This window comes from Pseudomonas sp. 43NM1, assembly GCF_002836905.1.
GTDB lineage: Bacteria > Pseudomonadota > Gammaproteobacteria > Pseudomonadales > Pseudomonadaceae > Aquipseudomonas > Aquipseudomonas prosekii.
Genome location: NZ_MKGS01000197.1, coordinates 1 through 25798 on the forward strand (window position 1 = coordinate 1; position 25798 = coordinate 25798).

General features: G+C 60.6%; 26 protein-coding genes. 20 read left to right on the forward strand and 6 right to left on the reverse strand.

Translation table 11 applies throughout. From position 1 onward, the window contains the following. On the forward strand, window positions 1-1556 hold a 1556-nt coding region (gene acnA, locus BI292_RS26145), incomplete at its 5' end, for an aconitate hydratase AcnA (protein WP_157831309.1). Between the two features lie 592 nt (window positions 1557-2148). Next, window positions 2149-3714: a PAS domain-containing methyl-accepting chemotaxis protein gene (locus BI292_RS26155; RefSeq protein ID WP_092270802.1), complete on the forward strand. Its 1566-nt coding sequence runs from the start codon at window positions 2149-2151 to the stop codon at window positions 3712-3714. A gap of 219 nt (window positions 3715-3933) precedes the next feature. Here the strand turns inward: BI292_RS26155 and BI292_RS26160 are convergent, their stop codons facing one another. Further along, window positions 3934-4626: an alpha/beta family hydrolase gene (locus tag BI292_RS26160; protein ID WP_101209690.1), complete on the reverse strand. Its 693-nt coding sequence runs from the start codon at window positions 4624-4626 to the stop codon at window positions 3934-3936. 109 nt (window positions 4627-4735) lie between these two features. On the opposite strand from BI292_RS26160, the gene ccoN (BI292_RS26165) reads away from it, so the two are divergent. The 18 genes from ccoN (BI292_RS26165) (at window position 4736) to BI292_RS26250 (ending at window position 21396) form a co-directional block, all read left to right on the forward strand. Continuing rightward, a complete protein-coding gene (gene ccoN / locus BI292_RS26165; RefSeq protein ID WP_092270808.1) occupies window positions 4736-6160 on the forward strand; it encodes a cytochrome-c oxidase, cbb3-type subunit I in 1425 nt (474 codons plus the stop codon). Between the two features lie 10 nt (window positions 6161-6170). After that, entirely contained in the window at window positions 6171-6779 is a 609-nt protein-coding gene (gene ccoO / locus BI292_RS26170) for a cytochrome-c oxidase, cbb3-type subunit II (RefSeq protein ID WP_092270813.1), read from the forward strand. A 21-nt stretch (window positions 6780-6800) separates the two neighbouring features. Next, window positions 6801-7001 (forward strand): cbb3-type cytochrome c oxidase subunit 3, encoded by a 201-nt coding sequence (locus BI292_RS26175; protein ID WP_101209701.1) that lies wholly within the window; start codon window positions 6801-6803, stop codon window positions 6999-7001. After that, on the forward strand, window positions 6998-7951 hold the full coding sequence (gene ccoP / locus BI292_RS26180; protein ID WP_101209691.1) for a cytochrome-c oxidase, cbb3-type subunit III: 954 nt from the start codon (window positions 6998-7000) through the stop codon (window positions 7949-7951). The genes BI292_RS26175 and ccoP (BI292_RS26180) overlap by 4 nt, the downstream gene beginning before the upstream one ends. A gap of 482 nt (window positions 7952-8433) precedes the next feature. Further along, window positions 8434-9876, forward strand: a complete 1443-nt coding sequence (ccoN, locus tag BI292_RS26185) for a cytochrome-c oxidase, cbb3-type subunit I (protein WP_092270819.1) — start codon at window positions 8434-8436, stop codon at window positions 9874-9876. Then, window positions 9876-10484: a cytochrome-c oxidase, cbb3-type subunit II gene (gene ccoO / locus BI292_RS26190; RefSeq protein ID WP_018925301.1), complete on the forward strand. Its 609-nt coding sequence runs from the start codon at window positions 9876-9878 to the stop codon at window positions 10482-10484. Before ccoN (BI292_RS26185) ends, ccoO (BI292_RS26190) begins: the two co-directional genes overlap by 1 nt. Window positions 10485-10489: 5 nt before the next feature. Next, window positions 10490-10675 carry a CcoQ/FixQ family Cbb3-type cytochrome c oxidase assembly chaperone gene (locus BI292_RS26195; protein WP_003175465.1) on the forward strand — a complete coding sequence of 62 codons (186 nt, stop codon included), beginning with the start codon at window positions 10490-10492 and terminating at the stop codon, window positions 10673-10675. Beyond that, window positions 10672-11655, forward strand: a complete 984-nt coding sequence (gene ccoP / locus BI292_RS26200) for a cytochrome-c oxidase, cbb3-type subunit III (protein WP_101209692.1) — start codon at window positions 10672-10674, stop codon at window positions 11653-11655. The genes BI292_RS26195 and ccoP (BI292_RS26200) overlap by 4 nt, the downstream gene beginning before the upstream one ends. A 177-nt stretch (window positions 11656-11832) precedes the next feature. Beyond that, window positions 11833-12087, forward strand: a complete 255-nt coding sequence (locus BI292_RS26205; RefSeq protein WP_178076633.1) for a type II toxin-antitoxin system Phd/YefM family antitoxin — start codon at window positions 11833-11835, stop codon at window positions 12085-12087. Next, window positions 12087-12497, forward strand: coding sequence for a type II toxin-antitoxin system VapC family toxin (locus BI292_RS26210; protein ID WP_101209694.1), 411 nt, complete (start codon window positions 12087-12089; stop codon window positions 12495-12497). The genes BI292_RS26205 and BI292_RS26210 overlap by 1 nt, the downstream gene beginning before the upstream one ends. Before the next feature lie 205 nt (window positions 12498-12702). After that, window positions 12703-14118, forward strand: coding sequence for a cytochrome c oxidase accessory protein CcoG (gene ccoG, locus BI292_RS26215; protein ID WP_092270825.1), 1416 nt, complete (start codon window positions 12703-12705; stop codon window positions 14116-14118). A gap of 11 nt (window positions 14119-14129) precedes the next feature. Next, window positions 14130-14669, forward strand: coding sequence for a FixH family protein (locus BI292_RS26220; protein WP_101209695.1), 540 nt, complete (start codon window positions 14130-14132; stop codon window positions 14667-14669). Between the two features lie 189 nt (window positions 14670-14858). Further along, window positions 14859-17309: a heavy metal translocating P-type ATPase gene (locus BI292_RS26225; RefSeq protein WP_101209696.1), complete on the forward strand. Its 2451-nt coding sequence runs from the start codon at window positions 14859-14861 to the stop codon at window positions 17307-17309. 24 nt (window positions 17310-17333) lie between these two features. Further along, window positions 17334-17552: a cbb3-type cytochrome oxidase assembly protein CcoS gene (gene ccoS / locus BI292_RS26230; protein WP_047531427.1), complete on the forward strand. Its 219-nt coding sequence runs from the start codon at window positions 17334-17336 to the stop codon at window positions 17550-17552. Beyond that, window positions 17545-18228: a sulfite exporter TauE/SafE family protein gene (locus BI292_RS26235; RefSeq protein ID WP_101209697.1), complete on the forward strand. Its 684-nt coding sequence runs from the start codon at window positions 17545-17547 to the stop codon at window positions 18226-18228. Before ccoS ends, BI292_RS26235 begins: the two co-directional genes overlap by 8 nt. A gap of 167 nt (window positions 18229-18395) precedes the next feature. Next, a complete protein-coding gene (gene hemN / locus BI292_RS26240) occupies window positions 18396-19778 on the forward strand; it encodes an oxygen-independent coproporphyrinogen III oxidase (RefSeq protein WP_101209698.1) in 1383 nt (460 codons plus the stop codon). 246 nt (window positions 19779-20024) lie between these two features. Further along, the gene (gene fnr, locus BI292_RS26245) at window positions 20025-20756 is read left to right on the forward strand and encodes a fumarate/nitrate reduction transcriptional regulator Fnr (RefSeq protein WP_092270843.1); all 732 of its coding nucleotides are present in this window, start codon (window positions 20025-20027) and stop codon (window positions 20754-20756) included. Window positions 20757-20847: 91 nt separating this feature from the next. Next, on the forward strand, window positions 20848-21396 hold the full coding sequence (locus BI292_RS26250) for an adenine phosphoribosyltransferase (protein WP_092270846.1): 549 nt from the start codon (window positions 20848-20850) through the stop codon (window positions 21394-21396). A gap of 117 nt (window positions 21397-21513) precedes the next feature. On the opposite strand, the gene BI292_RS26255 is transcribed toward BI292_RS26250, so the two are convergent. The 5 genes from BI292_RS26255 to BI292_RS26275 all read right to left on the reverse strand — a co-directional run. Next, window positions 21514-22662 (reverse strand): acyl-CoA dehydrogenase family protein, encoded by a 1149-nt coding sequence (locus tag BI292_RS26255; protein WP_101209699.1) that lies wholly within the window; start codon window positions 22660-22662, stop codon window positions 21514-21516. 181 nt (window positions 22663-22843) lie between these two features. Beyond that, window positions 22844-23446 (reverse strand): recombination mediator RecR, encoded by a 603-nt coding sequence (gene recR / locus BI292_RS26260; RefSeq protein ID WP_092270852.1) that lies wholly within the window; start codon window positions 23444-23446, stop codon window positions 22844-22846. Between the two features lie 65 nt (window positions 23447-23511). After that, entirely contained in the window at window positions 23512-24546 is a 1035-nt protein-coding gene (locus BI292_RS26265) for an NADP-dependent oxidoreductase (RefSeq protein ID WP_101209700.1), read from the reverse strand. Between the two features lie 287 nt (window positions 24547-24833). Continuing rightward, the gene (locus tag BI292_RS26270) at window positions 24834-25172 is read right to left on the reverse strand and encodes a YbaB/EbfC family nucleoid-associated protein (protein WP_092270859.1); all 339 of its coding nucleotides are present in this window, start codon (window positions 25170-25172) and stop codon (window positions 24834-24836) included. A 66-nt stretch (window positions 25173-25238) separates the two neighbouring features. Beyond that, on the reverse strand, window positions 25239-25798 hold a 560-nt coding region (locus tag BI292_RS26275; protein WP_305887399.1), incomplete at its 5' end, for a DNA polymerase III subunit gamma/tau C-terminal domain-containing protein.

Sequence of the window (25798 nt, forward strand, 5' to 3'; positions counted from 1 at the left end):
TCCTTGGCTTGCAAATCAAACCCACCAGTAAAGAAGAAGGTCGCCTGGAGAGTGAGGGCGGCGGCGGTGTTGCGGTCGGCAACGCGGATTTGGTCGGCGAAGCGGAATACGAGTCGGACGGCCACACCTATCGCCTGAAAAACGGCGCGGTGGTGATCGCTGCGATCACTTCCTGCACCAACACCTCCAACCCGAGCGTGATGATGGCGGCCGGTCTGGTCGCGAAAAAAGCCGTCGAGAAAGGCCTGACGCGCAAACCGTGGGTCAAGAGTTCGTTGGCTCCGGGTTCGAAAGTGGTCACCGATTATTACAACGCCGCCGGTCTGACCCAATACCTCGATCAGCTGGGTTTTGCCCTGGTGGGTTACGGCTGCACCACCTGTATCGGCAACTCCGGGCCGCTGCCCGAGCCGATCGAGAAAGCCATTCAGAAAGCCGATCTGGCCGTGGCGTCGGTGTTGTCCGGCAACCGCAACTTCGAGGGCCGAGTGCATCCGCTGGTGAAAACCAACTGGCTGGCCTCCCCGCCTCTCGTGGTTGCTTACGCGTTGGCGGGCACGGTGCGCATCGACATCAGCAGCGAGCCGCTGGGCAATGACCAGGAAGGTAATCCGGTTTATCTGCGCGACATCTGGCCGAGCACCAAAGAGATTGCGGATGCGGTGAGTCAGGTCAATACGTCGATGTTCCACAAGGAATACGCCGAAGTGTTTGCCGGTGACGAGCAGTGGCAAGCGATCGAAGTGCCGCAAGCGGCGACGTATGTCTGGCAGGAAGATTCGACGTACATCCAGCATCCGCCGTTTTTCGATGACATCGGCGGGCCGTTGCCGGTGATTCAGGACGTGAGGAAAGCCAATGTGCTGGCGCTGCTCGGCGACTCGGTGACCACCGACCACATCTCGCCGGCCGGCAACATCAAGATCGACAGCCCCGCCGGGCGCTACCTGCAAGAGAAAGGCGTCGAACCGCGCGACTTCAACTCCTACGGTTCGCGGCGCGGCAACCACGAAGTGATGATGCGCGGGACGTTCGCCAACATCCGGATTCGCAACGAAATGCTCGGCGGCGAGGAAGGTGGCAACACCATTTACATTCCGACCGGCGAGCGTTTGCCGATTTATGACGCGGCGATGCGTTATCAAGCGTCGGGCACGCCGCTGGTGGTGATTGCCGGGCAAGAATACGGCACCGGTTCCAGCCGCGACTGGGCGGCGAAAGGTACTAACTTGTTGGGGGTGAAAGCGGTTATCGCCGAAAGCTTCGAGCGTATTCACCGTTCCAACCTGGTGGGCATGGGCGTGCTGCCGCTGCAATTCAAACTGGATCAGAATCGCAAGAGCCTGAACCTGACCGGCAAGGAAACTGTGGATATCCTCGGCCTGACCGGGGTGGAAGTGACGCCACGGATGAACCTGACGCTGGTGATTACCCGTGATGACGGGCGCAGCGAGAAAGTCGATGTGTTATGCCGGATCGATACGCTGAACGAAGTGGAATACTTCAAGGCTGGCGGGATCCTGCATTACGTGTTGCGGCAGTTGATCGCCTCCTGACCACCGCGCCAAACCAGACACCGCCCTCGGGCGGTGTTTTTGTGTGTGCCGGGCGCTGAGCCGACAGGGGGCAGGCATGGAACACAACCCCCCTGAACACCCCCGACCCACTGTGGGACCGAGCTTGCTCGGGATGGCGGTGGGTCAGGCAACATCGATGCTGAATGTAATGGCCCCATCGCGAGCAGGCTCACTCCTACAAGGGGGTTATGCGTGGAGCACAAACTCCCTGAACGCCCCGATCCACTGTGGGACCGAGCTTGCTCGGGATGGCGGTTTATCAGTCGATATTGATGCTGAAGGTAATGGCCCTATCGCGAGCAAGCTCGCTCCCACAAGGTTTATCCGTGCAACACCGCCCTCTGTAGGAGTGAGCCTGCTCGCGATGGCGGTGCGTCAGCCGCTGCAAATGTTGACTGACCCACCGCTATCGCGAGCAGGCTCGCTCCTACAAGGGGGTTATGCGTGGAACGGAAATCCAATCCAACGCAATGCTCATTTCTGCGACGCACCGCCGGTTATTGAAAAATAAACTTCAACAAATCCGACTCGATGCCGACACCCTGTCAAAGCCTCACGGATTGAAAAAGCCATGCGTAATAACCAACCCACGACACAACGCGAACGGACGTTCCCGGCTCAGCAACGGTTGATTTCGACGACCGACGCCAAAGGCGTGATCACTTACTGCAACGACGCTTTCGTCGAAATCAGTGGGTTTTCCCGTGAGGAGCTGATCCGTGCGCCGCACAATCTGGTACGTCACCCCGACGTGCCGGCAGCGGTGTTCGCGCATATGTGGGGCACTTTGAAACAAGGCTTGCCATGGATGGGCATTGTCAAGAATCGCTGCAAGACCGGTGACCACTATTGGGTTAACGCCTACGTCACACCGGTGTTTGAAGGCAATCAGGTGGTCGGTTACGAGTCGGTGCGGGTCAAACCCACCGCCGAGCAGATCCGCCGGGCCGAAGCGCTCTACCAACGCATCAATCAGGGCAAGTCGGCGATTCCTTCGACGGATAAATGGCTGCCGATCCTGCAGGATTGGGTGCCGTTCATTCTGGTCAGCCAACTGAGCTTCATGATCGGTGCGTCGCTCAACTCGCATTGGGGTTTTGCCCTGGCGGCGGCGCTGTCGGTGCCGCTGGGCTTGCTCGGTTTGACCTGGCAACAGCGCGGCCTCAAGCGGTTGCTGGTGCTGGCCGGGCAGACCACGTCCGATCCGCTGATTGCGCAGATGTACACCGACAGTCGTGGCGCCCAGGCGCGTCTGGAGATGTCGATTCTCAGCCAGGAAGCGCGCCTGAAAACCTGCCTGACCCGGCTGCAAGACACCGCCGAGCACTTGACCGAGCAAGCCAAGCAATCCGATTCGCTGGCGCACAAGAGCTCCAGCGGCCTGGAACGCCAGCGCGTCGAAACCGAGCAAGTGGCCACCGCCGTCAATCAGATGGCCGCCACCACTCAGGAAGTCGCCAGCCACGTGCAGCGCACCGCTGATGCCACGCAGGAAGCCAATCGCCTGACCGGTCGCGGTCGCGACATTGCCGGGGAAACCCGCGAAGCCATTCAGCGGCTGTCGGTGGTGGTCGGTGAAACCGGGATGACCGTGACGCAACTGGCCAAGGACAGCGACGAAATCGGTGGCGTGGTCGATGTGATCAAAGGCATCGCCGACCAGACCAACCTGCTGGCGTTGAACGCGGCCATCGAAGCGGCGCGTGCCGGTGAAATGGGCCGTGGTTTTGCGGTAGTGGCTGACGAAGTGCGGCAACTGGCGCAACGCACCAGCGAGTCGACCGGGCAGATTCATGCGCTGATCGCCAAGCTGCAGCAAACCGCCAACACTGCCGTGCAAACCATGGATGCCGGCCATCGTCAGGCTGAAGAAGGCGTGGCGCGGGTGCTGGAAGCGGATCAGGCGTTGATCGGGATCAGCGAAGCGGTGGCGCACATCACCGACATGACCACGCAGATTGCTGCCGCGACCGAAGAGCAGAGCTCGGTAGCGGAAGAGATCAGCCGCAACATCAGCAACATCTCGCACCTGGCGGACCAGACGTCGGAACAGGCACAGCACTCGGCGTTGCTGAGTGAAGAACTGACCAAGACGGCTAATACTCAGTATTCGCTGGTGGAGCGGTTTAACCGCTGATTGTTGCTAGAAGCTGAGACTCGGAGTGTGGGGGGGGGTAGCGTTTGAGATTTGTATCGTCTTGAAAATTCACCCCTCACCCCAACCCTCTCCCCACAGGGGAGAGGGGGAAAGGGAGCCGATCTTTGTCGTTTCGGGAGCCTGAGTTCGACTCGATAGTTCAGGTCGATGTAGCTCGAATAAACACATCGGTCAGTCCCCTCTCCCTCTGGGAGAGGGTTAGGGTGAGGGCTTGCCCTGAAGGAACGCAGCCACCCGCCCCGCCGCAGCCGCCAAATGCTGCTCATGACTGAACCCCGACGCCTTCAACGGCTTCAAATCATGATCCCCGGCCACCAACCAGAACACCTCGATACTCGGCGACACGTCATAAGCCTCGACCGCCTGACGATTGCCCAGCGCATCGCGTTCGCCCTGGACAATCAAGGTCGGCGTCTGCAGCCCGGCCAAATGTTCGACCCGCGGTTTCTCCGGTTTGCCCACCGCGTAAAACGGATAACCCAGGCACACCAAAGCATCGGCGCCCAACTCATCGGCGAGCAAACTGGCCATCCGCCCGCCCATCGACTTGCCGCCGATGGCCAAACGCCCAGTGACATGGCGTCGCACCTCGGCGTACACCTCGCGCCAGCATTCGAGCAGTTTCGGCGCCGGATTCGGCGGGCGTTTACCGCCATCCACCCGCCGTTGCGCCATGTATGGAAACTCGAAGCGCAACACGTTGACCCCAGACGCCGCAAGGCGCGCAGCCATGTCGTTCATCCAGGCACTGTCCATCGGCGCACCGGCACCGTGGGCCAGGATCAACGTAGTCGATGACGGCTTCAACGCCGCATCCCAAAGCCAACCACGTTCGGCCACGCACCGCGCCCATTGATCCCCGTCAATACTGGCCTTGTGCTGTTTGTCCATGCTTGCCTCGCTTTTAGTCTGCCTATAACTCCAGGCGAAGGAAGCGCTTGCCTCGCGACGTGGTTGCGAAGACGCGCCTTCACTTCGGCTGAACCGTGGATGGGGAACCATGAACACTTCTATCAGTACCGCCTACAACTACAAGGTGGTCCGCCAATTCGCCATTATGACGGTGGTATGGGGCATCGTCGGCATGGGGCTCGGGGTTTTTCTCGCGGCCCAATTGGTCTGGCCCGAACTCAACTTCAATTTGCCGTGGACCAGTTTCGGGCGCCTGCGTCCGTTGCACACCAACGCGGTGATCTTCGCTTTCGGCGGTTGCGCCCTGTTCGCCAGTTCGTTCTATTCGGTGCAACGCACCTGCCAGACTCAACTGTTTGCACCGAAAGTCGCCGCATTCTGCTTCTGGGGCTGGCAGTTGGTCATCTTGCTGGCGGCCATCAGCCTGCCGCTGGGTTACACCAGCTCCAAGGAATACGCCGAGCTCGAATGGCCGATCGACATCCTGATCACCATCGTCTGGGTGGCCTACGCCATCGTGTTCTTCGGCACATTGGCCAAGCGCAAGACCAAGCACATCTACGTCGGCAACTGGTTCTTCGGGGCGTTCATCGTCACCGTGGCGATTCTGCACATCGTCAACAACATGGAAATCCCGGTCAGCTGGACCAAGTCCTACTCGCTGTACGGCGGCGCTACCGACGCCATGGTGCAGTGGTGGTACGGGCACAACGCGGTAGGTTTCTTCCTGACCGCAGGCTTCCTCGGGATGATGTATTACTTCGTACCGAAACAGGCTGAGCGCCCGGTGTACTCGTATCGCTTGTCGATCGTGCACTTCTGGGCACTGATCACCTTGTACATCTGGGCCGGCCCGCACCATTTGCACTACACCGCGCTGCCGGACTGGGCGCAGTCGCTGGGCATGGTGATGTCGCTGATCCTGCTGGCACCGAGCTGGGGCGGGATGATCAACGGCATGATGACGCTGTCGGGCGCCTGGCATAAGTTGCGCAGCGACCCGATCCTGCGCTTCCTCGTGGTCTCGCTGGCGTTCTACGGCATGTCGACCTTCGAAGGGCCGATGATGGCGATCAAAACCGTCAACGCCCTCTCCCACTACACCGACTGGACCATCGGCCACGTGCATGCCGGCGCGCTCGGCTGGGTGGCGATGATTTCCATCGGCGCGCTGTACCACATGATCCCGAAAATCTTCGGCCGCGCGCAGATGCACAGCATCGGCCTGATCAACGCGCACTTCTGGCTCGCGACCATCGGCACCGTGCTCTACATCGCTTCGATGTGGGTCAACGGCATCGCCCAGGGCCTGATGTGGCGTGCGGTGAACGAAGACGGCACGCTGACTTATTCCTTCGTCGAAACCCTGGTGGCCAGCCATCCGGGCTTCGTCGTGCGGCTGGTCGGCGGGGCGATTTTCTTCAGCGGCATGTTGCTGATGGCCTACAACACCTGGCGCACCGTGCGGGCCTCGCAGCCTGCCGAAGCCGCCGCTGCCGCGCAGATGGCCTGAGGAGTCCGCCATGAAACACGAAACAATCGAGAAAAACGTCGGCCTGCTGCTGTTGCTGATGATCTTTGCTGTGAGCATCGGCGGCCTGACACAGATCGTGCCGCTGTTCTTCCAGGACGTGACCAATAAACCGGTCGAAGGCATGAAGCCCTACACCGCGCTGCAACTGGAAGGTCGCGACATCTATATCCGCGAAGGCTGCGTCGGCTGCCATTCGCAGATGATCCGGCCATTTCGCGCCGAAACCGAACGTTACGGGCACTACTCGGTGGCCGGTGAAAGCGTCTGGGATCACCCGTTCCTGTGGGGCTCCAAGCGCACCGGGCCGGACCTGGCGCGGGTCGGCGGTCGCTATTCGGAAGACTGGCACCGCGCGCACTTGTACAACCCGCGCAACGTCGTGCCGGAATCGAAAATGCCGGCCTACCCATGGCTGGTGGCTAACCAGCTCGACAGCAGCCACACCGAAACCAAGATCAAGGCAATGCGCACCCTCGGCGTGCCGTACAGCGACGACGACATCAGCGGCGCAGTGGCTTCGCTCAAGGGCAAAACCGAAATGGACGCGCTGGTCGCTTACCTGCAAGTGCTCGGCACTGCCATCAAGAGCAAGAGGTGAGCCATGGCCATTCCCTTTGAAATAGTCAGCGTGATGAGCAGCGGGATGATCCGCGGCCTCGGCACAGTCGTGGTGTTTCTGGCCTTCGTCGGCCTGGCGTTGTGGGTATTCAGCGGCAAGCGCAGCCCGGAATTTGCCGAAGCGCGTTTGCTGCCGTTCGCCGATGAACCGCTGTCCGGTGAAGCCACTCAAGAACCTGAAACAAGGAGCACCCGCCCATGACCACCTTCTGGAGTGCGTGGATTTGCGTACTGACCATCGGCAGCCTGATCGGCCTGACCTGGCTGCTGGTCGGCACGCGCAAGGGCGAAACCAAGGGCAGCGTCGACCAGACCATGGGCCACAGCTTCGACGGCATCGAGGAGTACGACAACCCGTTGCCGCAGTGGTGGTTCATGCTGTTCGCCGGCACGCTAGTATTTGCCGTCGGTTACCTGGTGCTTTATCCGGGCCTGGGCAACTGGAAAGGCATCCTGCCCGGCTATGAGGACGGTTGGACCGGCGTTCACGAATGGGAAAAGGAAATGGACAAGGCTGACGCGCGATTTGGCCCGATCTTCGCCAAGTTCGCGGCAATGCCCGTGGAAGAAGTGGCCAAGGACCCGCAAGCGCTGAAGATGGGCGGTCGCCTGTTCGCCTCCAACTGCTCGGTGTGCCACGGCTCGGATGCCAAGGGCGCCTTCGGTTTTCCTAACCTGGCGGACAGCGACTGGCGCTGGGGCGGTAACGCCGACACCATCAAGACCACCATCATGGGTGGGCGGATAGCGGCAATGCCGGCCTGGGGCGAGATTCTCGGCGAGGCCGGGGTGAAAAACGTCGCCGCTTACGTGCGTCACGAACTGGCCGGCCTGCCGCTGCCGGCTGACAGCACTGCCGATCTGCTCGCCGGTCAGCAAGCGTTCAGCACCACCTGCGTCGCCTGTCATGGCGCCAACGGCCAAGGCACTGAAGCGATGGGCGCGCCAAACCTGACGCACCCGGCCGGCTTCATCTATGGCGCCAGCCTGGCGCAATTGCAGCAGACCATTCGCCATGGTCGTCAGGGCCATATGCCAGCGCAGAACGAGCTGCTCGGCAACGACAAAGTGCAACTGCTGGCGGCTTACGTTTACAGCTTGTCGCAAGGTGTCAGCACCGAGCGCCTGCAGGCTGAAAGCAAAAGCGAATAATTCTCGACCGCTCTGCTGCCGCATTCTCCCGGATGCGGCAGTTCCCTGCTTCTTTGCGACCCATTGTCGCACCCTCCCCCCGTCGTCCTTTCGGTTCCCCGGATTCGGGTCTACGCTTGATCGATGTGGACTGGCAAAGTACCGGTTCAAGGTCGAAATCAGCCGATGTGTCAGACAAATCTGCTCGGTGACAGGCCGCAAAGGCTGGTAGATACCGGCTGTCATGCGAAATGCCCTCGATCGGCAATTTGTCGGGTTTGAACACACCCCGTAACAACTGACCTGAAGCCCTTACCTTTTTCATCCGCTGCGGCATTTTGTCCGGGGGCAATTTTGTCCTTACGCGGCGCATGGAAAGGCCGCAGAATCAGCTTTTGAAAGCATTGACCCAGGTCATGGTGCGTTGCAATGACCCCCTTCTTTATCCATACTTGCGGCCGATTTTTACTCCTAATAAAACACCCAAACCGTGGAACCTTAGAATGAGCACAGCAATCAGTCCGACTGCTTATAACTATAAGGTAGTCCGCCAGTTCGCCATCATGACGGTGGTCTGGGGGATCCTTGGCATGGGGCTTGGTGTCTTCATCGCCTCGCAACTGGTATGGCCGGAATTGAACTTCGGTTTACCGTGGACGAGCTTTGGACGCTTACGCCCGTTGCACACCAACCTGGTGATTTTCGCCTTCGGTGGATGTGCATTGTTTGCCACTTCTTATTACGTCGTGCAGCGAACCTGCCAAACGCGACTGATTTCCGACAGCCTCGCAGCCTTCACCTTCTGGGGATGGCAAGCGGTCATTGTCGGCGCGATCATTACCTTGCCGCTGGGTTACACCACCACCAAGGAATACGCGGAACTGGAATGGCCATTGGCTATTCTGCTGGCCATTGTCTGGATTTCCTACGGTCTGGTGTTCTTTGGCACCATCACCAAGCGCAAAACCAAACACATCTACGTCGGCAACTGGTTCTACGGTGCCTTCATCGTCGTGACGGCGATGCTGCACATCGTCAACCACGCCTCCCTGCCGGTGAGTTTCTTCAAGTCCTACTCGGCTTACGCCGGGGCGACTGACGCAATGATCCAGTGGTGGTACGGGCACAACGCGGTGGGCTTCTTCCTGACCACCGGTTTCCTCGGGATGATGTACTACTTCGTACCGAAGCAGGCCGAACGCCCGATCTACTCCTATCGTCTGTCGATCGTGCACTTCTGGGCGCTGATCACTCTGTACATCTGGGCCGGTCCGCACCACTTGCACTACACCGCTCTGCCGGACTGGGCTCAGTCGCTGGGCATGGCGATGTCGATCATCCTGCTCGCGCCAAGCTGGGGCGGCATGATCAACGGCATGATGACCCTCTCGGGCGCCTGGCATAAGCTGCGCACCGACCCGATCCTGCGCTTCCTCGTGGTCTCGCTGGCGTTCTACGGCATGTCGACCTTCGAAGGTCCGATGATGGCGATCAAGACGGTCAACTCGCTGTCGCACTACACCGACTGGACCATCGGCCACGTACACGCCGGCGCGCTCGGCTGGGTGGCGATGATCTCGATCGGCGCGATCTACCACATGATCCCGAAACTGTTCGGTCGCGCGCAGATGCACAGCATCGGCCTGATCAACGCGCACTTCTGGCTCGCGACCATCGGTACCGTTTTGTACATCGCTTCGATGTGGGTCAACGGCATCACCCAGGGTCTGATGTGGCGTGCAATCAACGACGACGGCACCCTCACCTACTCGTTCGTGGAAGCGCTGCAAGCCAGCCATCCAGGTTTCATCGTTCGCGCCCTGGGCGGTGCGTTCTTTGCCAGCGGCATGCTGTTCATGGCCTACAACGTATGGCGTACCGTACGTGCCTCGAACCCGGTTGAAGCCGAAGCCGCCGCTCAGATTGCTGTAGTTGGAGCTCACTGATGAAGCATGAAGCAGTCGAGAAGAATATTGGCCTGCTGGCCTTCTTCATGGTCATCGCCGTCAGCATCGGCGGCCTGACACAAATTGTTCCGCTGTTTTTCCAGGACGTCACCAACAAGCCGGTCGAAGGCATGAAGCCTCGCACCGCGCTTGAACTGGAAGGTCGCGACATCTACATCGCCAACGGTTGTGTCGGCTGCCACTCGCAGATGATCCGCCCGTTCCGTGCTGAAACCGAACGTTACGGCCACTACTCGGTCGCCGGTGAAAGCGTCTGGGATCACCCGTTCCTGTGGGGTTCCAAGCGTACCGGCCCGGACCTGGCCCGTGTCGGCGGTCGTTACTCCGATGACTGGCAGCGTGCGCACTTGTACAACCCGCGCAACGTCGTGCCTGAGTCGAAAATGCCGGCCTACCCGTTCCTCGTGGAAAACAAGCTCGACGGCAAAGACACCGCGAAGAAAATGGAAGTCTTGCGCACGCTCGGCGTTCCTTACACCGACGAAGACATCGCCGGTGCCAAGGATGCTGTGAAGGGCAAAACCGAAATGGACGCGCTGGTGGCCTATCTGCAAGGCCTGGGCACCATCATCAAAAGCAAACGGTGATTTAGATGGATATCGGGATGATTCGTGGCCTGGGCACCGTTGTTGTGATGGTGGCCTTTATCGGTCTGGCGTTGTGGGTGTTCAGCCCCAAGCGCAAGTCGGAGTTTGAAGACGCGACCTTGCTGCCTTTCGCGGATGATCCCGAAGCCATCAAGCACGTCGAGCAAGCTTCTAGGAGTAACAAAGAATGAGTACGTTCTGGAGTCTGTACGTCACAGTCCTCAGTCTGGGCACAATTTTCGCCCTGACCTGGCTGCTGCTGTCGACCCGCAAGGGCCAGCGCGCCGAGCAGACAGAGGAAACGGTTGGCCACTCCTTCGACGGGATCGAGGAGTACGACAACCCACTGCCGAAATGGTGGTTCATGCTGTTCGTGGGCACCATCATTTTTGCGCTGGGCTACCTGGTTCTGTACCCGGGTCTGGGTAACTGGAAAGGCCTGCTGCCGGGCTACAACTATCTGGATACCGAAAAGCAGACCGCGTTCGCCAATGGCCAGACTGGCTGGACCGGCGTTCACGAGTGGGAAAAGGAAATGGCCAAGTCGGACGCGCGTTTCGGCCCGATCTTCGCCAAATTCGCTTCGATGCCCATTGAAGAAGTCGCCAAAGACCCGCAAGCCTTGAAGATGGGTGGCCGTCTGTTCGCCTCCAACTGCTCGGTTTGCCACGGTTCCGACGCCAAGGGCGCTTATGGCTTCCCTAACCTGACCGACGCTGACTGGCGCTGGGGCGGTGAAGCGGAAACCATCAAGACCACCATCATGGGCGGTCGTCACGCGGTGATGCCGGCTTGGGCTGAAGTGATCGGCGAGCAAGGCGTGGCCGACGTGGCCGGGTTTGTCCTGACCAACCTCGACGGCCGCAAGCTGCCGGAAGGCACCAAGGCTGATCCGGCCAACGGCCAGAAACTGTTCGCCGCCAACTGCGCGGTGTGCCACGGTCCGGAAGGCAAAGGCACGCCAGCCATGGGCGCACCTAACCTGACGCACCCGGCAGCGTTCATCTACGGTTCGAGCTTCGCTCAATTGCAGCAGACCATCCGTTACGGCCGTCAGGGCCAGATGCCTGCGCAAGAACAGCTGCAAGGCAACGACAAGGTTCACCTGCTGGCCGCTTACGTCTACAGCCTGTCGCACGGCGAGAAGGCTCCGGCGGAAGACGCCCAGTAAGGCAAACGCTTGAGGCAACAAAAAACGGCCCCGCCAATGAGAATTGGCGGGGCCGTTTTGTTTGTGGCGCAAGCTGATTCTCGCGACCAGTGGTAGCACCCCATTCAATTGCGCGGTTGCGAGCCCAACGTGTTAGTAGTAACGTTTCTACAAAGTCATTTCAGGAGGGCAGCGATGATGGCCATCACCACGATTTCCAGCCGTGAATTCAATCAGGACACAAGTAGTGCCAAAAAAGCCGCGCGTCAGGGGCCCGTTATCATCACTGATCGTGGCAAGCCGGCTCATGTGCTGCTAAGCATTGAGGAGTACGAAAAACTGACCGGCCTTAATGCCGATATCGTCGATTTGCTAGTGATGCCAGAAGCGGCAGACATCGACTTCGAAACCGAGCGAGCCGTGATCATTCACCGGCCTGTGGACCTCTCTTGATGTACCTACTCGACACCAATGTAATTTCCGAACTGCGTAAACCGCAGGCTGACGCCAATGTCGTCGCTTGGGCCAAGAGTGTCATCGCGCCCCGCCTATTTATCTCTGCCATTACCTTGAAAGAACTGGAAACCGGGGTGCTGCGAATGGAGCGCCGTGACCCCATTCAGGGAAAGGTATTGCGCACTTGGCTGAAACGGCACGTGATACCGACTTTCGATGCCCGAATCCTGCCGGTCGATGCCGCAGTGGCTTTACGTTGTGCCGGTTTGCATGTGCCCGATCAAGCCAGCGAAAGCGACGCCCTTATCGCAGCGACCGCTTTGGTGCACGGCATGACAGTAGTCACCCGCAACATCAATGATTTCAAGGCAAGCGGCGTTGCGTTGATCAATCCGTGGGACGCCTGAGCTCGCTACAGTCTCAAAACCGTCCATAATTCATAAGTCAATTGATTCAAGTCATTACACCATCAATTGAAATCCCCCAACGCGACCAAAGGTCGCACCCTTGCGCCAGAGCTACAGGCGTATCATTGCGCCACTGCAACACCCTTTCTGACCGCGGTCGGCATGTACTGACCGAGGCATTTTTCCACTGCCGTGGGATGCAATGATGAGCAATCAGATTCCGGTACACGACGTTACTCCGCCTGGCAAAAACGCGAATAACAGCGTCGACCTCTACGCCTCTCGAGAAAAGATCTACACCCGCGCTTTCACTGGCCTGTTCCGCAACTTGCGGATGATGGGCGGCGCCGGATTGTTCCTGTTGTATTTCGGTACCGTCTGGCTGAATTGGGGCGGTCACCAGGCCGTCTGGTGGAATCTGCCGGAGCGCAAATTCTTCATTTTTGGCGCGACCTTCTGGCCCCAGGATTTCATCCTGCTCTCGGGCATCCTCATCGTCAGCGCCTTCGGCCTGTTCTTCATTACCGTGTACGCCGGGCGCGTGTGGTGCGGTTATACCTGCCCGCAAAGCGTCTGGACCTGGATCTTCATGTGGTGCGAGAAGGTCACCGAAGGCGACCGCAACCAGCGCATCAAGCTCGACAAGGCGCCGATGAGCGCCAACAAGTTCGTGCGCAAATTCGGCAAACACACGTTGTGGCTGTTGATCGGCTTCGCCACCGGCATGACCTTCGTCGGTTACTTCTCGCCCATCCGCGACTTGACCATCGATTTCTTCACCGGCCAGGCCGATGGCTGGTCGTACTTCTGGGTCAGTTTTTTCACCCTCGCCACGTACGGCAACGCCGGTTGGTTGCGCGAGCAAGTGTGCATTTACATGTGCCCGTATGCGCGGTTCCAGAGCGTAATGTTCGACAAGGACACGCTGATCGTTTCCTACGATCCGCGCCGTGGCGAATCCCGCGGCCCGCGTAAAAAAGGTGTGGATTACAAAGCACTCGGCCTCGGCGATTGCATTGATTGCACGATGTGCGTGCAGGTCTGCCCGACCGGCATCGACATTCGCGATGGCCTGCAAGTCGAGTGCATCGGTTGCGCCGCGTGTATCGACGCCTGCGACACCATCATGGACAAGATGGATTACCCGCGCGGCCTGATCAGCTACACCACCGAACACAACCTGTCCGGGCAGAAAACCAATAAACTGCGGCCGCGCCTGATCGGCTATGCACTGGTGCTGCTGACCATGATCGGCTTGCTGATGGCGGCATTCTTCATGCGTTCGCTGGTCGGCTTCGACGTCAGCAAGGACCGTGTGTTGTATCGCGAGAACGCCGAAGGCCGGATCGAAAACGTCTACAGCCTGAAAATCATGAACAAGGACCAGCGCGACCACACCTACTTGCTCGAAGCCAGCGGTCTGCCGGACCTGAAGCTGCAAGGCAAACGCGAGATCAAAGTCGCCGCCGGGGAAATTTTCAGCCAGCCGGTCGAGCTGTCGAGCGCGCCGGAGCAATTGCCATCGAGCACCAACGAGGTGAAATTCATCCTCAAGGACGCCGATGACGACAGCATTCACGTTGAAGCCAAGAGCCGATTCATCGGCCCACAAATTCGTTGAGAGAAGTGATCATGCCCGCAGCAACTGGTGCAAGCCCTTGGTACAAACATCTTTGGCCGTGGATCATCATCGCGATTCTCGCCTGTTCGGTGACGCTGACCCTGTCGATGGTGACCATCGCGGTGAACAACCCGGACAATCTGGTCAACGATAACTACTACGAGGCCGGCAAAGGCATCAACCGCTCGCTGGACCGCGAATTGCTGGCGCAAACCCTGTTACTGCGCGCCAGCGTGCACCTGGACGACGTCACCGGCGAGGTTGATTTGCGCCTCAAAGGCAACAGCCAGCCGCAGACGCTGGAGCTGAACCTGATCTCGCCGACCCAGCCTGAGAAGGATCGCAAGATCACCCTGACCCGCAGCGCAACCGAGCAGGGCCGCTACATTGGCCAGATGAGCGACCAGGTTGAAGGCCGCCGGTTCGTCGAACTGCTCGGTGTGGAAGACGACAAGACCTGGCGCATGTTCGAAGAAGAACAGATCAGCCAGGACAAAGACCTGCTGCTGGGCGATGAGCCGCTGCAAGGTGCCGAAGATTTGAACAAGTAATTACTGCGATCCTTTGTGGCGAGCGGGCTTGCCCGCGTTTGGCTGCGCAGCAGCCACCAGACCTGTGCACTCGATCGACGGTAAATCGTGGTCTCAGGGTTTGGGACCGTTTCACGGTCCAACGGGGGCAAGCCCCCTCGCCACAGGGTCCGAGTTGAATCAGCGACAATCGTTTCCATGGCGACAGACATGACCACCCCAACCCCCTGCTACCACTGCGCCCTGCCCTCACCGGCCGGCAGCCGCTTCACCGCTGTTGTCCTCGGTGCAACCCGCGAGTTCTGCTGCCCGGGTTGTCAGGCTGTGGCCGTAGCGATTGTCGCGGGCGGGTTGGACAGTTATTACCAGCATCGCAGCGAAGCCTCGGCCAACCCCGAGTCGCTGCCGGTGCAATTGGTCGACGAACTGGCGCTGTACGACCGCGCCGACGTGCAAAAACCCTTCGTCCGCCACGAAGGCGAACTCGCTGAAACCACCCTGCTCATGGAAGGCATCAGTTGTGCCGCATGCGGCTGGCTGATCGAAAAACACCTGCGCACGTTACCGGCCGTGGCCGAGGCGCGACTGAATCTGTCCAACCATCGCCTGCACGTGCGCTGGGCCGACGCGCAATTGCCGCTGAGCCAAGTGCTCAGCGAACTGCGCCACATCGGCTACGTAGCGCATCCTTATCAAGCCGATCGCGCCAGCGAACAACTGGCCAGTGAAAATCGCCTGGCCCTGCGCCAGCTCGGCGTCGCCGGGCTGCTGTGGTTCCAGGCAATGATGGCAACCATGGCCACTTGGCCGGAATTCAACATTGACCTCAGCCCCGAGTTGCACACGATCCTGCGCTGGGTTGCGCTGTTCCTGACCACGCCGATTGTGTTCTACAGCTGCGCGCCATTTTTCAAGGGTGCCATGCGCGACCTGCGCACCCGCCACCTGACCATGGACGTCTCGGTGTCACTGGCAATTGGCAGCGCCTACCTCGCCGGGATCTGGACCTCGATCACCGGGGTTGGCGAGTTGTATTTCGATGCGGTCGGCATGTTCGCGTTGTTTCTGCTGGCCGGGCGCTACCTCGAACGCCGCGCCCGCGAACGCACCGCCGCCGCCACTGCGCAACTGGTCAATCTGTTGCCAGCGTCGTGCCTGCGCTTGACTGCCGACGGCCAAAGCGAACGTATCCTGCTCAGCGAATTGCGCCTCGGCGACAAAGTGCTGGTGCACCCCGGCGCGATTCTTCCGGCCGATGGCAAGATCCTCGACGGCCAGTCGAGCATCGACGAATCGCTGCTCACCGGCGAATACCTGCCGCAACCGCGCACCTTGGGCGATGCGGTTACCGCCGGCACCTTGAACGTCGAAGGCGCGCTGACCGTGCAAGTCCTCGCGCTGGGCCACGACACCCGACTGTCCGCCATCGTCCGCCTGCTCGACCGCGCGCAGGCGGAAAAACCGCGCCTGGCGGAAATCGCCGACCGCGCCGCGCAGTGGTTTTTGCTGTTATCACTGATTGCCGCCGCCGTCATCGGCTTGCTCTGGTGGGAGCTGGATTCGTCGCGCGCGTTCTGGATTGTGCTGGCGATGCTCGTCGCGACCTGCCCGTGCGCCTTGTCGCTGGCGACGCCGACCGCCCTGACCGCCGCCACCGGCACGTTGCACAAACTCGGTTTGCTGCTGACTCGCGGCCATGTGCTGGAAGGCCTGAACCAGATCGACACGGTGATTTTCGACAAGACCGGCACGCTCACCGAAGGACGCTTGGCGTTGCGCTCGATTCGCCCGCTCGGGCCGCTCGGCAGCGATGAGTGCCTGGGCCTCGCCGCCGCGCTGGAAAACCGTTCCGAACACCCGATCGCACGTGCATTCGGCCGTGCGCCGCTGGCCGCCGAAGAAGTACTGAGCACGCCGGGGCTGGGCCTTGAAGGTCGAGTCGGCGAGCAACGTCTGCGCATCGGCCAGCCGGGGTTTGTCTGTGAACTGAGTGGCGCCACGGTGCCGCTGATGCCGAATGAAGCGGGCCAATGGCTGCTGCTCGGCGACAGCTTCGGGCCGCTGGCGTGGTTTGTCCTCGACGACCGTTTGCGCGCCGACGCGCCGGCGCTGCTGGCCGCGTGCAAGGCGCGTGGCTGGCGCACGTTGTTGCTGTCCGGCGACAGTTCGCCGATGGTCGCCAGCGTCGCCGCCGAATTGGGCATCGACGAAGCCCATGGCGGCTTGCGTCCCGACGACAAGTTGCAGGTGCTGCAGCAACTGCATAAAGAAGGTCGCAAGGTGTTGATGCTCGGCGACGGCGTCAATGACGTGCCGGTGCTGGCCGCCGCCGACATCAGCGTGGCGATGGGGTCGGCCACCGATCTGGCGAAAACCAGCGCCGACGCGGTGCTGCTGTCCAATCGTCTTGATGCTTTGGTGCAAGCCTTCAGCCTCGCGCGGCGCACACGTCGGGTAATCATCGAGAACCTGCTGTGGGCCGGGTTGTACAATGGCCTCATGTTGCCGTTCGCCGCCCTCGGCTGGATCACTCCGGTGTGGGCCGCGGTCGGCATGTCGATCAGTTCGTTGACCGTGGTGCTCAATGCCCTGCGCCTGACTCGGATGCCGAGCGCGCCCGGCGCCGGCGCCACGCCTGAAACCCGTCCGCTGCCGGCCTGAGCCGCGCGGGCATGGAGTCTACCGATGCCAGCTCTTTATGTGATGATCCCGGCCGCGCTGCTGATCGTGGCCATCGCCGTGTACATTTTCTTCTGGGCGGTCGACAGCGGCCAGTACGACGACCTCGACGGTCCGGCCCATAGCATCCTGTTCGACGACCAGGACCCGAACCACACCGCCGCCGTCGACGAGGCCAGCGGCCACCCGGCCAAACCCGACGACAAGGCGCCACCCCATGCTTGAACTGGCGCCATTGCTGGTGTCTGCGGTGATCCTCGGCCTGCTCGGCGGCGGCCATTGCCTGGGCATGTGCGGCGGTTTGATGGGCGCGTTGACCTTGGCAATTCCCAAGGAACAACGCAGCCGCCGTTTCCGTTTGCTGCTGGCCTACAACCTCGGACGGATTCTCAGCTACGCCACCGCCGGCCTGCTTATCGGTCTGGCCGGTTGGGCGGTGGCCAACAGCCCGGCGGCGATGTTCATGCGCGTGCTTGCCGGGTTGCTGTTGATCGCCATGGGTTTGTACCTGGCCGGCTGGTGGAGCGGCCTGACCCGCATCGAAAGCCTCGGTCGCGGCTTGTGGCGGCATATTCAGCCGGTTGCGAACAAACTGCTGCCGGTGTCGAGCCTGCCGCGCGCCTTGCTGCTGGGCGCGCTCTGGGGCTGGTTGCCGTGCGGGTTGGTTTACAGCACGTTGCTGTGGGCGGCGAGCCAGGGTAATGCGCTCGACAGTGCGTTGCTGATGTTGGCATTCGGGCTCGGTACATGGCCGGTTTTACTGGCCACCGGGCTGGCGGCAGAACGGGTGACGGCGCTGCTGCGCAAACGCAGCGTGCGCATGACGGGCGGGTTGCTGGTGATTATCTTCGGCATCTGGACACTGCCCGGCCCGCATCAGCATTGGTTGATGGGTCACTAACTCCCAGCCCTGTAGCAGCAGCCTCGCAGGCTCGGCAGCTGCTACAAGGGATAGTTGGCAATAGTTGGCAATAGTTGGCAATGACAGCGTTGATGCAAATCAAGATGCCGCAACGTCGCACCCCATAGACTCGCTGCCACTGCAAGCCTATCCGGGGGAATGCCCGCATGCTCGACGCCATTCGTTGGGACACTGATCTGATCCGCCGTTACGACCTGTCGGGACCGCGCTATACCTCCTACCCGACCGCCGTTCAATTCACCAGCCAGGTTGGCACATTCGACCTGTTTCATGCCCTGCGCGACAGCCGTAAAGCATTGCGGCCACTGTCGCTGTACGTGCACGTGCCGTTCTGCGCGAACATTTGCTATTACTGCGCCTGCAACAAAGTCATCACCAAGGATCGCGGTCGCGCACTCCCCTATTTGCAGCGGCTGGAGCAGGAAATCCAACTGATCGCCTGCCACCTCGACCCCGCGCAAAAAGTCGAGCAACTGCATTTTGGCGGCGGCACCCCGACCTTCCTCAGCCACGACGAATTGCGCCAGTTGATGGCGCATCTGCGCAAGCATTTCAATTTGCTCGATGACGATTCCGGCGACTACGGCATCGAAATCGACCCGCGCGAGGCAGACTGGTCGACCATGGGCCTGCTGCGTGAACTGGGTTTCAACCGGGTCAGCATCGGCCTGCAAGACCTCGACCCGGCGGTGCAGCGCGCGGTCAATCGCCTGCAAAGCCTGGAAGAAACCCGCGCCGTGATCGACGCCGCGCGGACCTTGCAGTTTCGCTCGATCAACATCGACCTGATCTACGGTTTGCCGCGCCAGACCCCGGAAAACTTCGCCCGCACCGTTGAAGAAGTCATCAACCTGCAGCCGGACCGGCTATCGGTGTTCAACTATGCGCACCTGCCGGAACGCTTCATGCCGCAACGGCGGATCAACAGCGCCGACCTGCCGAGCCCGGCGCAGAAACTCGAAATGCTCCAGACCACCATCGAGCAACTGACCCAGGCCGGCTATCGCTATATCGGCATGGACCACTTCGCCCTGCCCGACGATGAACTGGCGATTGCCCAGGAAGAATCAACCCTGCAACGCAACTTTCAGGGTTACACCACCCACGGCCATTGCGATTTGATCGGCCTCGGCGTTTCGGCGATCAGCCAGATCGGCGACCTCTACTGCCAGAACACCAGCGACCTCAACCTCTACCAAAACACCCTCGCTTCGGCACAACTGGCGACCAATCGCGGCTTACTGTGCAACGCCGATGACCGTTTGCGCCGGGCGGTGATTCAGCAATTGATCTGCGGCTTCAACCTTGAATTCGCCAGCATCGAACAAGCCTTCAACATCGACTTTCGTGGCTATTTCAGTGAACTCTGGCCGCAATTGCAGGAGATGGCCAACGACGGCTTGATCGAACTCGACAGCGAACGCATCAGCGTGCTGCCCGCCGGGCGCTTGCTGGTGCGCTCGGTGTGCATGGTGTTTGACGCGTACCTGGAACAGCAAAACCGCCAGCGGTTTTCCCGGGTGATCTAGGCGGCTATCTCAGCAGGCGTGCTGTCTGGACTACATGGCCGGCGACGCCGCTTTGAGCACGCCAAGTTTGGCTTTGATTTCTTCCGGGCTCGGCCGTTTATCTTTCATCACAGCCCGCATTTCGGGTAACGGCCGCCGCACTGCATGCTCTATCGTCCTACGACAGAATCGCCGTGCGCTGGCCTGAATGTCCTCCCGTGAGTTACCCTTACGGCTTATGTGTGTTTTCCCACAAGGATTGAAGAAATGTCCGAGCCAGTCAAACTGCGCGCTCACAGCCAGGCCCATTGCAAGGATTGCAGCCTGGCCCCTCTCTGCCTGCCACTTTCTTTGAATCTGGAAGACATGGAAGCGCTGGACGAGATCGTTAAACGCGGTCGCCCGTTGAAAAAAGGCGAATTCCTGTTTCGCCAGGGCGACACGTTCGATTCCGTTTATGCAGTTCGCTCCGGCGCCCTGAAGACTTTCAGCCTCAGCGATGGCGGCGAAGAACAGCTCACCGGGTTCCACCTGCCGAGCGAGTTGGTCGGCTTGTCGGGCATGGACACGGAAAAGCATCCCGTGTCAGCGCAGGCACTGGAAACCACCTCGGTTTGCGAAATCCCCTTTGAACGCCTCGACGAACTGGCGCTGCAATTGCCGCAACTGCGCCGCCAGTTGATGCGCGTGATGAGCCGCGAGATTCGTGACGATCAGCAAATGATGTTGCTGCTGTCGAAGAAAACCGCCGACGAGCGCATCGCCACGTTCCTCGTCAACCTGTCTGCACGCTTTCGCGCGCGCGGGTTTTCGGCCAACCAGTTCCGCTTGAGCATGTCGCGCAACGAAATCGGCAATTACCTGGGCCTGGCGGTGGAAACCGTGTCGCGGGTGTTCACCCGTTTCCAGCAAAACCAGCTGATCGCCGCCGAGGGCAAGGAAATTCATATCCTCGACCCGATCCAGCTGTGCGCCCTGGCCGGCGGCTCTCTGGACTGACTGCGCGCCGAGTAGTGCAATTGCGGCTGAGCGAAACGGTTCAGCCGCCGTTATACTGCGACGTTTGCAGCCCTGCCAGGACAACTCGACGATGGTCTTCGACTCCTTCGACATCAAATCCCTGATCCGCCCGGTGATTGACTTCCCCAAGCCGGGCGTCATCTTTCGTGACATCACCCCACTGTTTCAATCGCCAACGGCCCTGCGCCTGGTGATGGACAGCTTCGCGCACCGTTACGTCGAAGCCGACTTCACGCACATTGGCGCGATGGACGCGCGTGGCTTCTTGATCGGTTCGGTGCTGGCGTATCAGTTGAACAAGCCGCTGGTGCTGTTCCGCAAGCAGGGCAAACTGCCGGCGGACGTGTTGGCCGAGGGCTACGCCACCGAGTACGGCGAGGCTTTTCTGGAAGTGCACGCCGACAGCCTGTGCGAAGGCGATTCGGTGGTGATGTTTGATGACTTGATCGCCACCGGCGGCACGCTGATCGCAGCGGCCAACCTGATTCGGCGCATGGGCGCGCGGATTCACGAAGCGGCGGCAATTATCGATTTGCCGGAGCTGGGTGGGTCGCAGCGACTGGAAGACATGGGCATTCCGACGTTCTGTCTGACGCAGTTTGCGTTGAGCGAGCAGTAAAGCGGCGCCTGCGAGGACGCCATCGCGGGCAAGCCGTGCTCCCACAAAAAGCACATGCGGCGCATTACCTGTGGGAGCGAGCTTGCTCGCGATGGCGTCAGCCGCCGCACCGCCGAATCAAAGCCCCATCTGCTTGCTGATGATTTCGTTCATCACTTCCCGCGTCCCGCCGCCAATCGACAGAATCCGGTTGTCCCGATACAGCCGCTCCACCAGGCTTTCGCGCATGTAACCCATGCCACCCAGAATTTGCACCGCATCGTTAGTGATGCGATCCGCGGTGTCGGTGGCAAAATTCTTCGCCATGGAAATCTCCTTGATCACGTTCTGACCCGCCGCCATTTTCGCAGCCTGGCGATAAGTGAATTCGCGTGACACTTCCAGCGCCGTGGCCATTTCCGCCAAGCGGTGTTTGAGCACCTGAAACTTGCCGATCGGTTTGCCGAACGCTTCACGCTCGCCCGCCCATTTCAGGCTCTGTTCCAACGCCAGTTGCGCGGTCATGTTGGCCATCAGCGCCAGCGCCAGGCGTTCGCTTTGAAAGTTGCCCATGATGCAGGCGAAGCCCATGTTCTCGGCGCCGATCAGATTGCCTGCCGGCACCGGGCAGTTATCGAAGAACAATTCGGCGGTGTCCGACGCCCACCAACCCATTTTCTTCAATTGCCGCCCGACCGTGAAACCGGGAGCGCCCTTCTCGATCATCAGCAAACTGATGCCGCCGAAACCCGGCGCGCCAGTGCGCACCGCGACTGTGTAGAAGTCCGCGCGGATACCGCTGGTGATAAAGGTTTTGCTGCCATTGACCCGATAGACGTCGCCTTCGCGCACGGCGCGGGTTTGCAGATTGGCCACGTCGGAGCCGCCGCTGGGCTCGGTAATCGCCAGCGCGCTGATCTTCTCGCCGGACAGCACTTGCGGCACCACTCGGTCGCGCACCTCGGGCCGCGCCCATTTGAGAATGGGCGGCAGACCGATGTCCAGCGAACCGAGCCCGGCGACCAGACCACCGGACCCGCAGCGCATCAGTTCTTCGCTGGCCGCGACTTTGGCGAACACGTCACCTTCATGGCTGCCGCCCAGCGCTTCGGGATAACCGATGCCGAGAATCCCCGCCGCACCTGCCTTGAGGTAGAGCTCGCGGGGAAAGCTTTCGGCCTCTTCCCACTGATCAATGTCCGGCAGAATCTCGCGCTCGACGAAACGCCTGACGCTGTCGCGAACCAATTGGTGGCTGGGATCGAAGTATTCCTGAAAGGCAGGCATCGGCGAACTCCACTGAAGGGTTCAGCGACGTTAACCGAGCGCTTGCTTGGTTTTCAACAGGATTGTTTGTATCAGATGGACCGAGGTGTGCCCTTCGCGGGCAAGCCTCGCTCCTACAAAAGCGGATACACCGCGCTACCTGTAGGAGCGAGGCTTGCCCGCGAAGAGGCCCGCCCAGACGCTACAAAGCGATCGGCTTACGCCCCGCAAACGAATGCGCCAACGTCCCGCCGTCGACCAACTCCAGCTCCCCGCCCAACGGCACGCCATGGGCGATGCGCGAGGCGATCAAGCCTTTGTTATTCAACAACTGGGCGATGTAATGCGCGGTCGCTTCACCTTCGACTGTCGGGTTGGTCGCGAGAATGACCTCGGTGAACGTCCCCGCCTCGGCGATCCGCGCCAGCAATTGCGGAATGCCGATGGCTTCCGGCCCGAGCCCGTCGAGTGGCGACAAATGGCCCTTGAGCACAAAGTAACGACCGCGGAAACCGGTCTGCTCGACGGCATAGACGTCCATCGGCCCTTCAACCACGCACAGCAAGGTGTCGTCGCGACGGTTGTCGGCGCATTGCGGGCAGAGGTCGTCTTCGGTCAGCGTGCGGCACAAACGGCAGTGGCCGACCCCTTCCATCGCTTGGCTCAAAGCCTGGGCCAGTCGCGAACCGCCGCTGCGATCGCGCTCGAGCAGTTGCAACGCCATGCGCTGGGCGGTTTTCTGGCCGACGCCCGGCAGCGTTCGCAGGGCATCGATCAGTTGGCGAATCAGAGGGCTGAAGCTCATGGGGAAAAGTCCGACAAAACAACGAGACGCGGTTTATACCCGCGCCTCTGGCCAGCGTCAAATGCTCAGTCCTGGGCGACCCGCACCACCAGTTTGCCGAAGTTGCGTCCTTCCAGCAGACCGATGAATGCTTCGGGCGCCTGCTCCAGGCCATCGACGATGTCTTCGCGGAACTTGACCTTGCCGTCGCGCACCCACGGCGCCATGGCGCTGACGAATTCCGGCTGACGATCGCCATAGTCGTCGAACACGATAAAGCCCTGAATGCGTGCGCGTTTGGTCAGCAAGGTGCGCTGCAGTTGCGGCAGACGATCCGGGCCGCTCGGCGTTTCGTGCGCGTTGTAACCGGCGATCAGGCCACACAGCGGCACCCGCGCCTTGGCATTCAGCAACGGCACGATGGCATCGAAGACTTTGCCGCCGACATTTTCGAAATAGATGTCGACGCCTTGCGGGCAGGCCGCTGCCAATTCACTGGCGAAGTTGTCGCCCTTGTGGTCGATGCAGGCGTCGAAGCCCAATTCCTCGACCACATAACGGCACTTGTCGGCGCCGCCAGCCACGCCAACCACGCGCAGGCCTTTGATCTTCGCCACTTGGCCGACCACCGAACCGACGGCTCCGGAAGCAGCGGCGACCACCAGCGTTTCGCCGGATTGCGGTTGACCGATGTCCATCAGGCCCATGTACGCGGTCATGCCCGGCATGCCTAACACGCCCAATGCCATCGACGGACTCGGCAGCCCGGACGGGATTGGAATGATGTTGCGGCCGTCACTGATGCTGTGGCTCTGCCAACCGGTGGCGCCGACCACGAGATCACCTTCGTGAAACTTCGGATTGCGCGAATGCTCGACGCGGCTGACAGCGCCGCCGGTCATCACTTCGTCGATTTCGACCGGCGCGGCGTAGGACGGCGCATCACTCATGCGCCCGCGCATGTAGGGGTCGAGCGACAGGTAAAGGGTCTTGAGCAACACCTCGCCTTCCGCCAGATCCGGCAGCGCGACGCGCTCCAGGCGAAAATTCTCCGGGGTCGGTGCGCCCACCGGGCGGGACACCAGGACGATACGTTGGTTGAGGGTCAATGCTTGCGGCATGTGAGCGTCTCCTTGATCGATGAATTTGGCAGGTATAGGGAGCAGACCCTTGTCGCGGTGCGGCGTTCGATGTTTCTGCCTGTCATTGTGGTGAGGGGGCTTCCCCCGTTCGGCTGCGTAGCAGGCGCTAAACCATAAAACCCGTTGGCAGGTTATGGAGCGCTTCGCACGCCAACGGGGGCAAGCCCCCTCGCCACAAAAACAGGGCGCTCGCGTGTGGCAGAAACAAAAATGCCAGGCGCGATGCCTGGCATTTTTGTGTAGCCCATCCAATGCGCGTTGGCGAATCAGAATGGCATTTTCATTCCCGGCGGCAGTTGCATGCCAGCGGTCACGCCGGACATTTTGTCCTGGCTGTTGGCTTCGATCTTGCGAACGGCGTCGTTGACGGCGGCGGCGAATACCGCTTCGAGCATCTCGCGGTCATCTTCGCTCAGGCCTTCGACCATGCTTGGGTCGATGGTCACGCGCTTGACGTCGTGACGACCGGTCATCAGCACGGTGACCATATCGCCACCGGCCTTACCGGTGACTTCGGCGTTGGCCAGTTCTTCCTGCATCTTGGCCATTTTTTCCTGCATCTGCTGCGCCTGCTTCATCAGGCCGGCCATGCCACCTTTCATCATGGTAATCACCTCAAAGTACTTGGATAAAAACAGCGTCCGGCCTCTGCAGCCAAACGCCTTCAGTTATTAGCCCTGACTGACCAGGGCTTCGACAGGTTCAATAGTATCGTTACGGATCACCGCACCGAACTGCTGCATCATTTGCTGGATGAACGGATCACCGTGGATCGACTCTTCGGCCTCGCGCTGGCGGTTGACCCGGCGCCGCGATGCAGCCTGGGCCGGGGTTTCCTGCTCAGGCTTGATCAGCTCCATGCTCAGGGTCAGCGTGCGCCCGTGAAACTGGTTCAACGCGTCGTTCAAGCGCCGTTGCTGGGTCGCGTTGAACAACGCACTGTGCGCCGGATCGAGGTGCAGCAACCAGTGATCGCCTTCAACCGAGATCAGCGTGCAGTTGGCGGCGATGCTGCCAGTCATCCCGGAGATCGGCAATTTCGGAAACAATTCCAGCCATTGCAGGGCCAGACCGGTCGCCGGCATCGCAGCCGGTTCCGGCTCGGGTTCCGGCGCCGGTTCGGCGGTGTGTTCGCTGGCCAGTTCATCGAGGTAGCTGTAAGCCGAGTCGATGTCCGGCTCGATGTAATCCTCGTCCAGCGGCGGTTCGTCATCCAGGTCAACGCCGGGGG

Bases quoted from the DNA above. Each gene is read 5' to 3' on its own strand.
- BI292_RS26155 (WP_092270802.1), top strand. From the start codon at position 2,149: ATGCGTAATAACCAACCCACGACACAACGCGAACGGACGTTCCCGGCT.
- BI292_RS26160 (WP_101209690.1), bottom strand. From the start codon at position 4,626: ATGGACAAACAGCACAAGGCCAGTATTGACGGGGATCAATGGGCGCGG.
- ccoN (WP_092270808.1), top strand. From the start codon at position 4,736: ATGAACACTTCTATCAGTACCGCCTACAACTACAAGGTGGTCCGCCAA.
- ccoO (WP_092270813.1), top strand. From the start codon at position 6,171: ATGAAACACGAAACAATCGAGAAAAACGTCGGCCTGCTGCTGTTGCTG.
- ccoP (WP_101209691.1), top strand. From the start codon at position 6,998: ATGACCACCTTCTGGAGTGCGTGGATTTGCGTACTGACCATCGGCAGC.
- ccoN (WP_092270819.1), top strand. From the start codon at position 8,434: ATGAGCACAGCAATCAGTCCGACTGCTTATAACTATAAGGTAGTCCGC.
- ccoO (WP_018925301.1), top strand. From the start codon at position 9,876: ATGAAGCATGAAGCAGTCGAGAAGAATATTGGCCTGCTGGCCTTCTTC.
- BI292_RS26195 (WP_003175465.1), top strand. From the start codon at position 10,490: ATGGATATCGGGATGATTCGTGGCCTGGGCACCGTTGTTGTGATGGTG.
- ccoP (WP_101209692.1), top strand. From the start codon at position 10,672: ATGAGTACGTTCTGGAGTCTGTACGTCACAGTCCTCAGTCTGGGCACA.
- BI292_RS26205 (WP_178076633.1), top strand. From the start codon at position 11,833: ATGGCCATCACCACGATTTCCAGCCGTGAATTCAATCAGGACACAAGT.
- BI292_RS26210 (WP_101209694.1), top strand. From the start codon at position 12,087: ATGTACCTACTCGACACCAATGTAATTTCCGAACTGCGTAAACCGCAG.
- ccoG (WP_092270825.1), top strand. From the start codon at position 12,703: ATGAGCAATCAGATTCCGGTACACGACGTTACTCCGCCTGGCAAAAAC.
- BI292_RS26220 (WP_101209695.1), top strand. From the start codon at position 14,130: ATGCCCGCAGCAACTGGTGCAAGCCCTTGGTACAAACATCTTTGGCCG.
- BI292_RS26225 (WP_101209696.1), top strand. From the start codon at position 14,859: ATGACCACCCCAACCCCCTGCTACCACTGCGCCCTGCCCTCACCGGCC.
- ccoS (WP_047531427.1), top strand. From the start codon at position 17,334: ATGCCAGCTCTTTATGTGATGATCCCGGCCGCGCTGCTGATCGTGGCC.
- BI292_RS26235 (WP_101209697.1), top strand. From the start codon at position 17,545: ATGCTTGAACTGGCGCCATTGCTGGTGTCTGCGGTGATCCTCGGCCTG.
- hemN (WP_101209698.1), top strand. From the start codon at position 18,396: ATGCTCGACGCCATTCGTTGGGACACTGATCTGATCCGCCGTTACGAC.
- fnr (WP_092270843.1), top strand. From the start codon at position 20,025: ATGTCCGAGCCAGTCAAACTGCGCGCTCACAGCCAGGCCCATTGCAAG.
- BI292_RS26250 (WP_092270846.1), top strand. From the start codon at position 20,848: ATGGTCTTCGACTCCTTCGACATCAAATCCCTGATCCGCCCGGTGATT.
- BI292_RS26255 (WP_101209699.1), bottom strand. From the start codon at position 22,662: ATGCCTGCCTTTCAGGAATACTTCGATCCCAGCCACCAATTGGTTCGC.
- recR (WP_092270852.1), bottom strand. From the start codon at position 23,446: ATGAGCTTCAGCCCTCTGATTCGCCAACTGATCGATGCCCTGCGAACG.
- BI292_RS26265 (WP_101209700.1), bottom strand. From the start codon at position 24,546: ATGCCGCAAGCATTGACCCTCAACCAACGTATCGTCCTGGTGTCCCGC.
- BI292_RS26270 (WP_092270859.1), bottom strand. From the start codon at position 25,172: ATGATGAAAGGTGGCATGGCCGGCCTGATGAAGCAGGCGCAGCAGATG.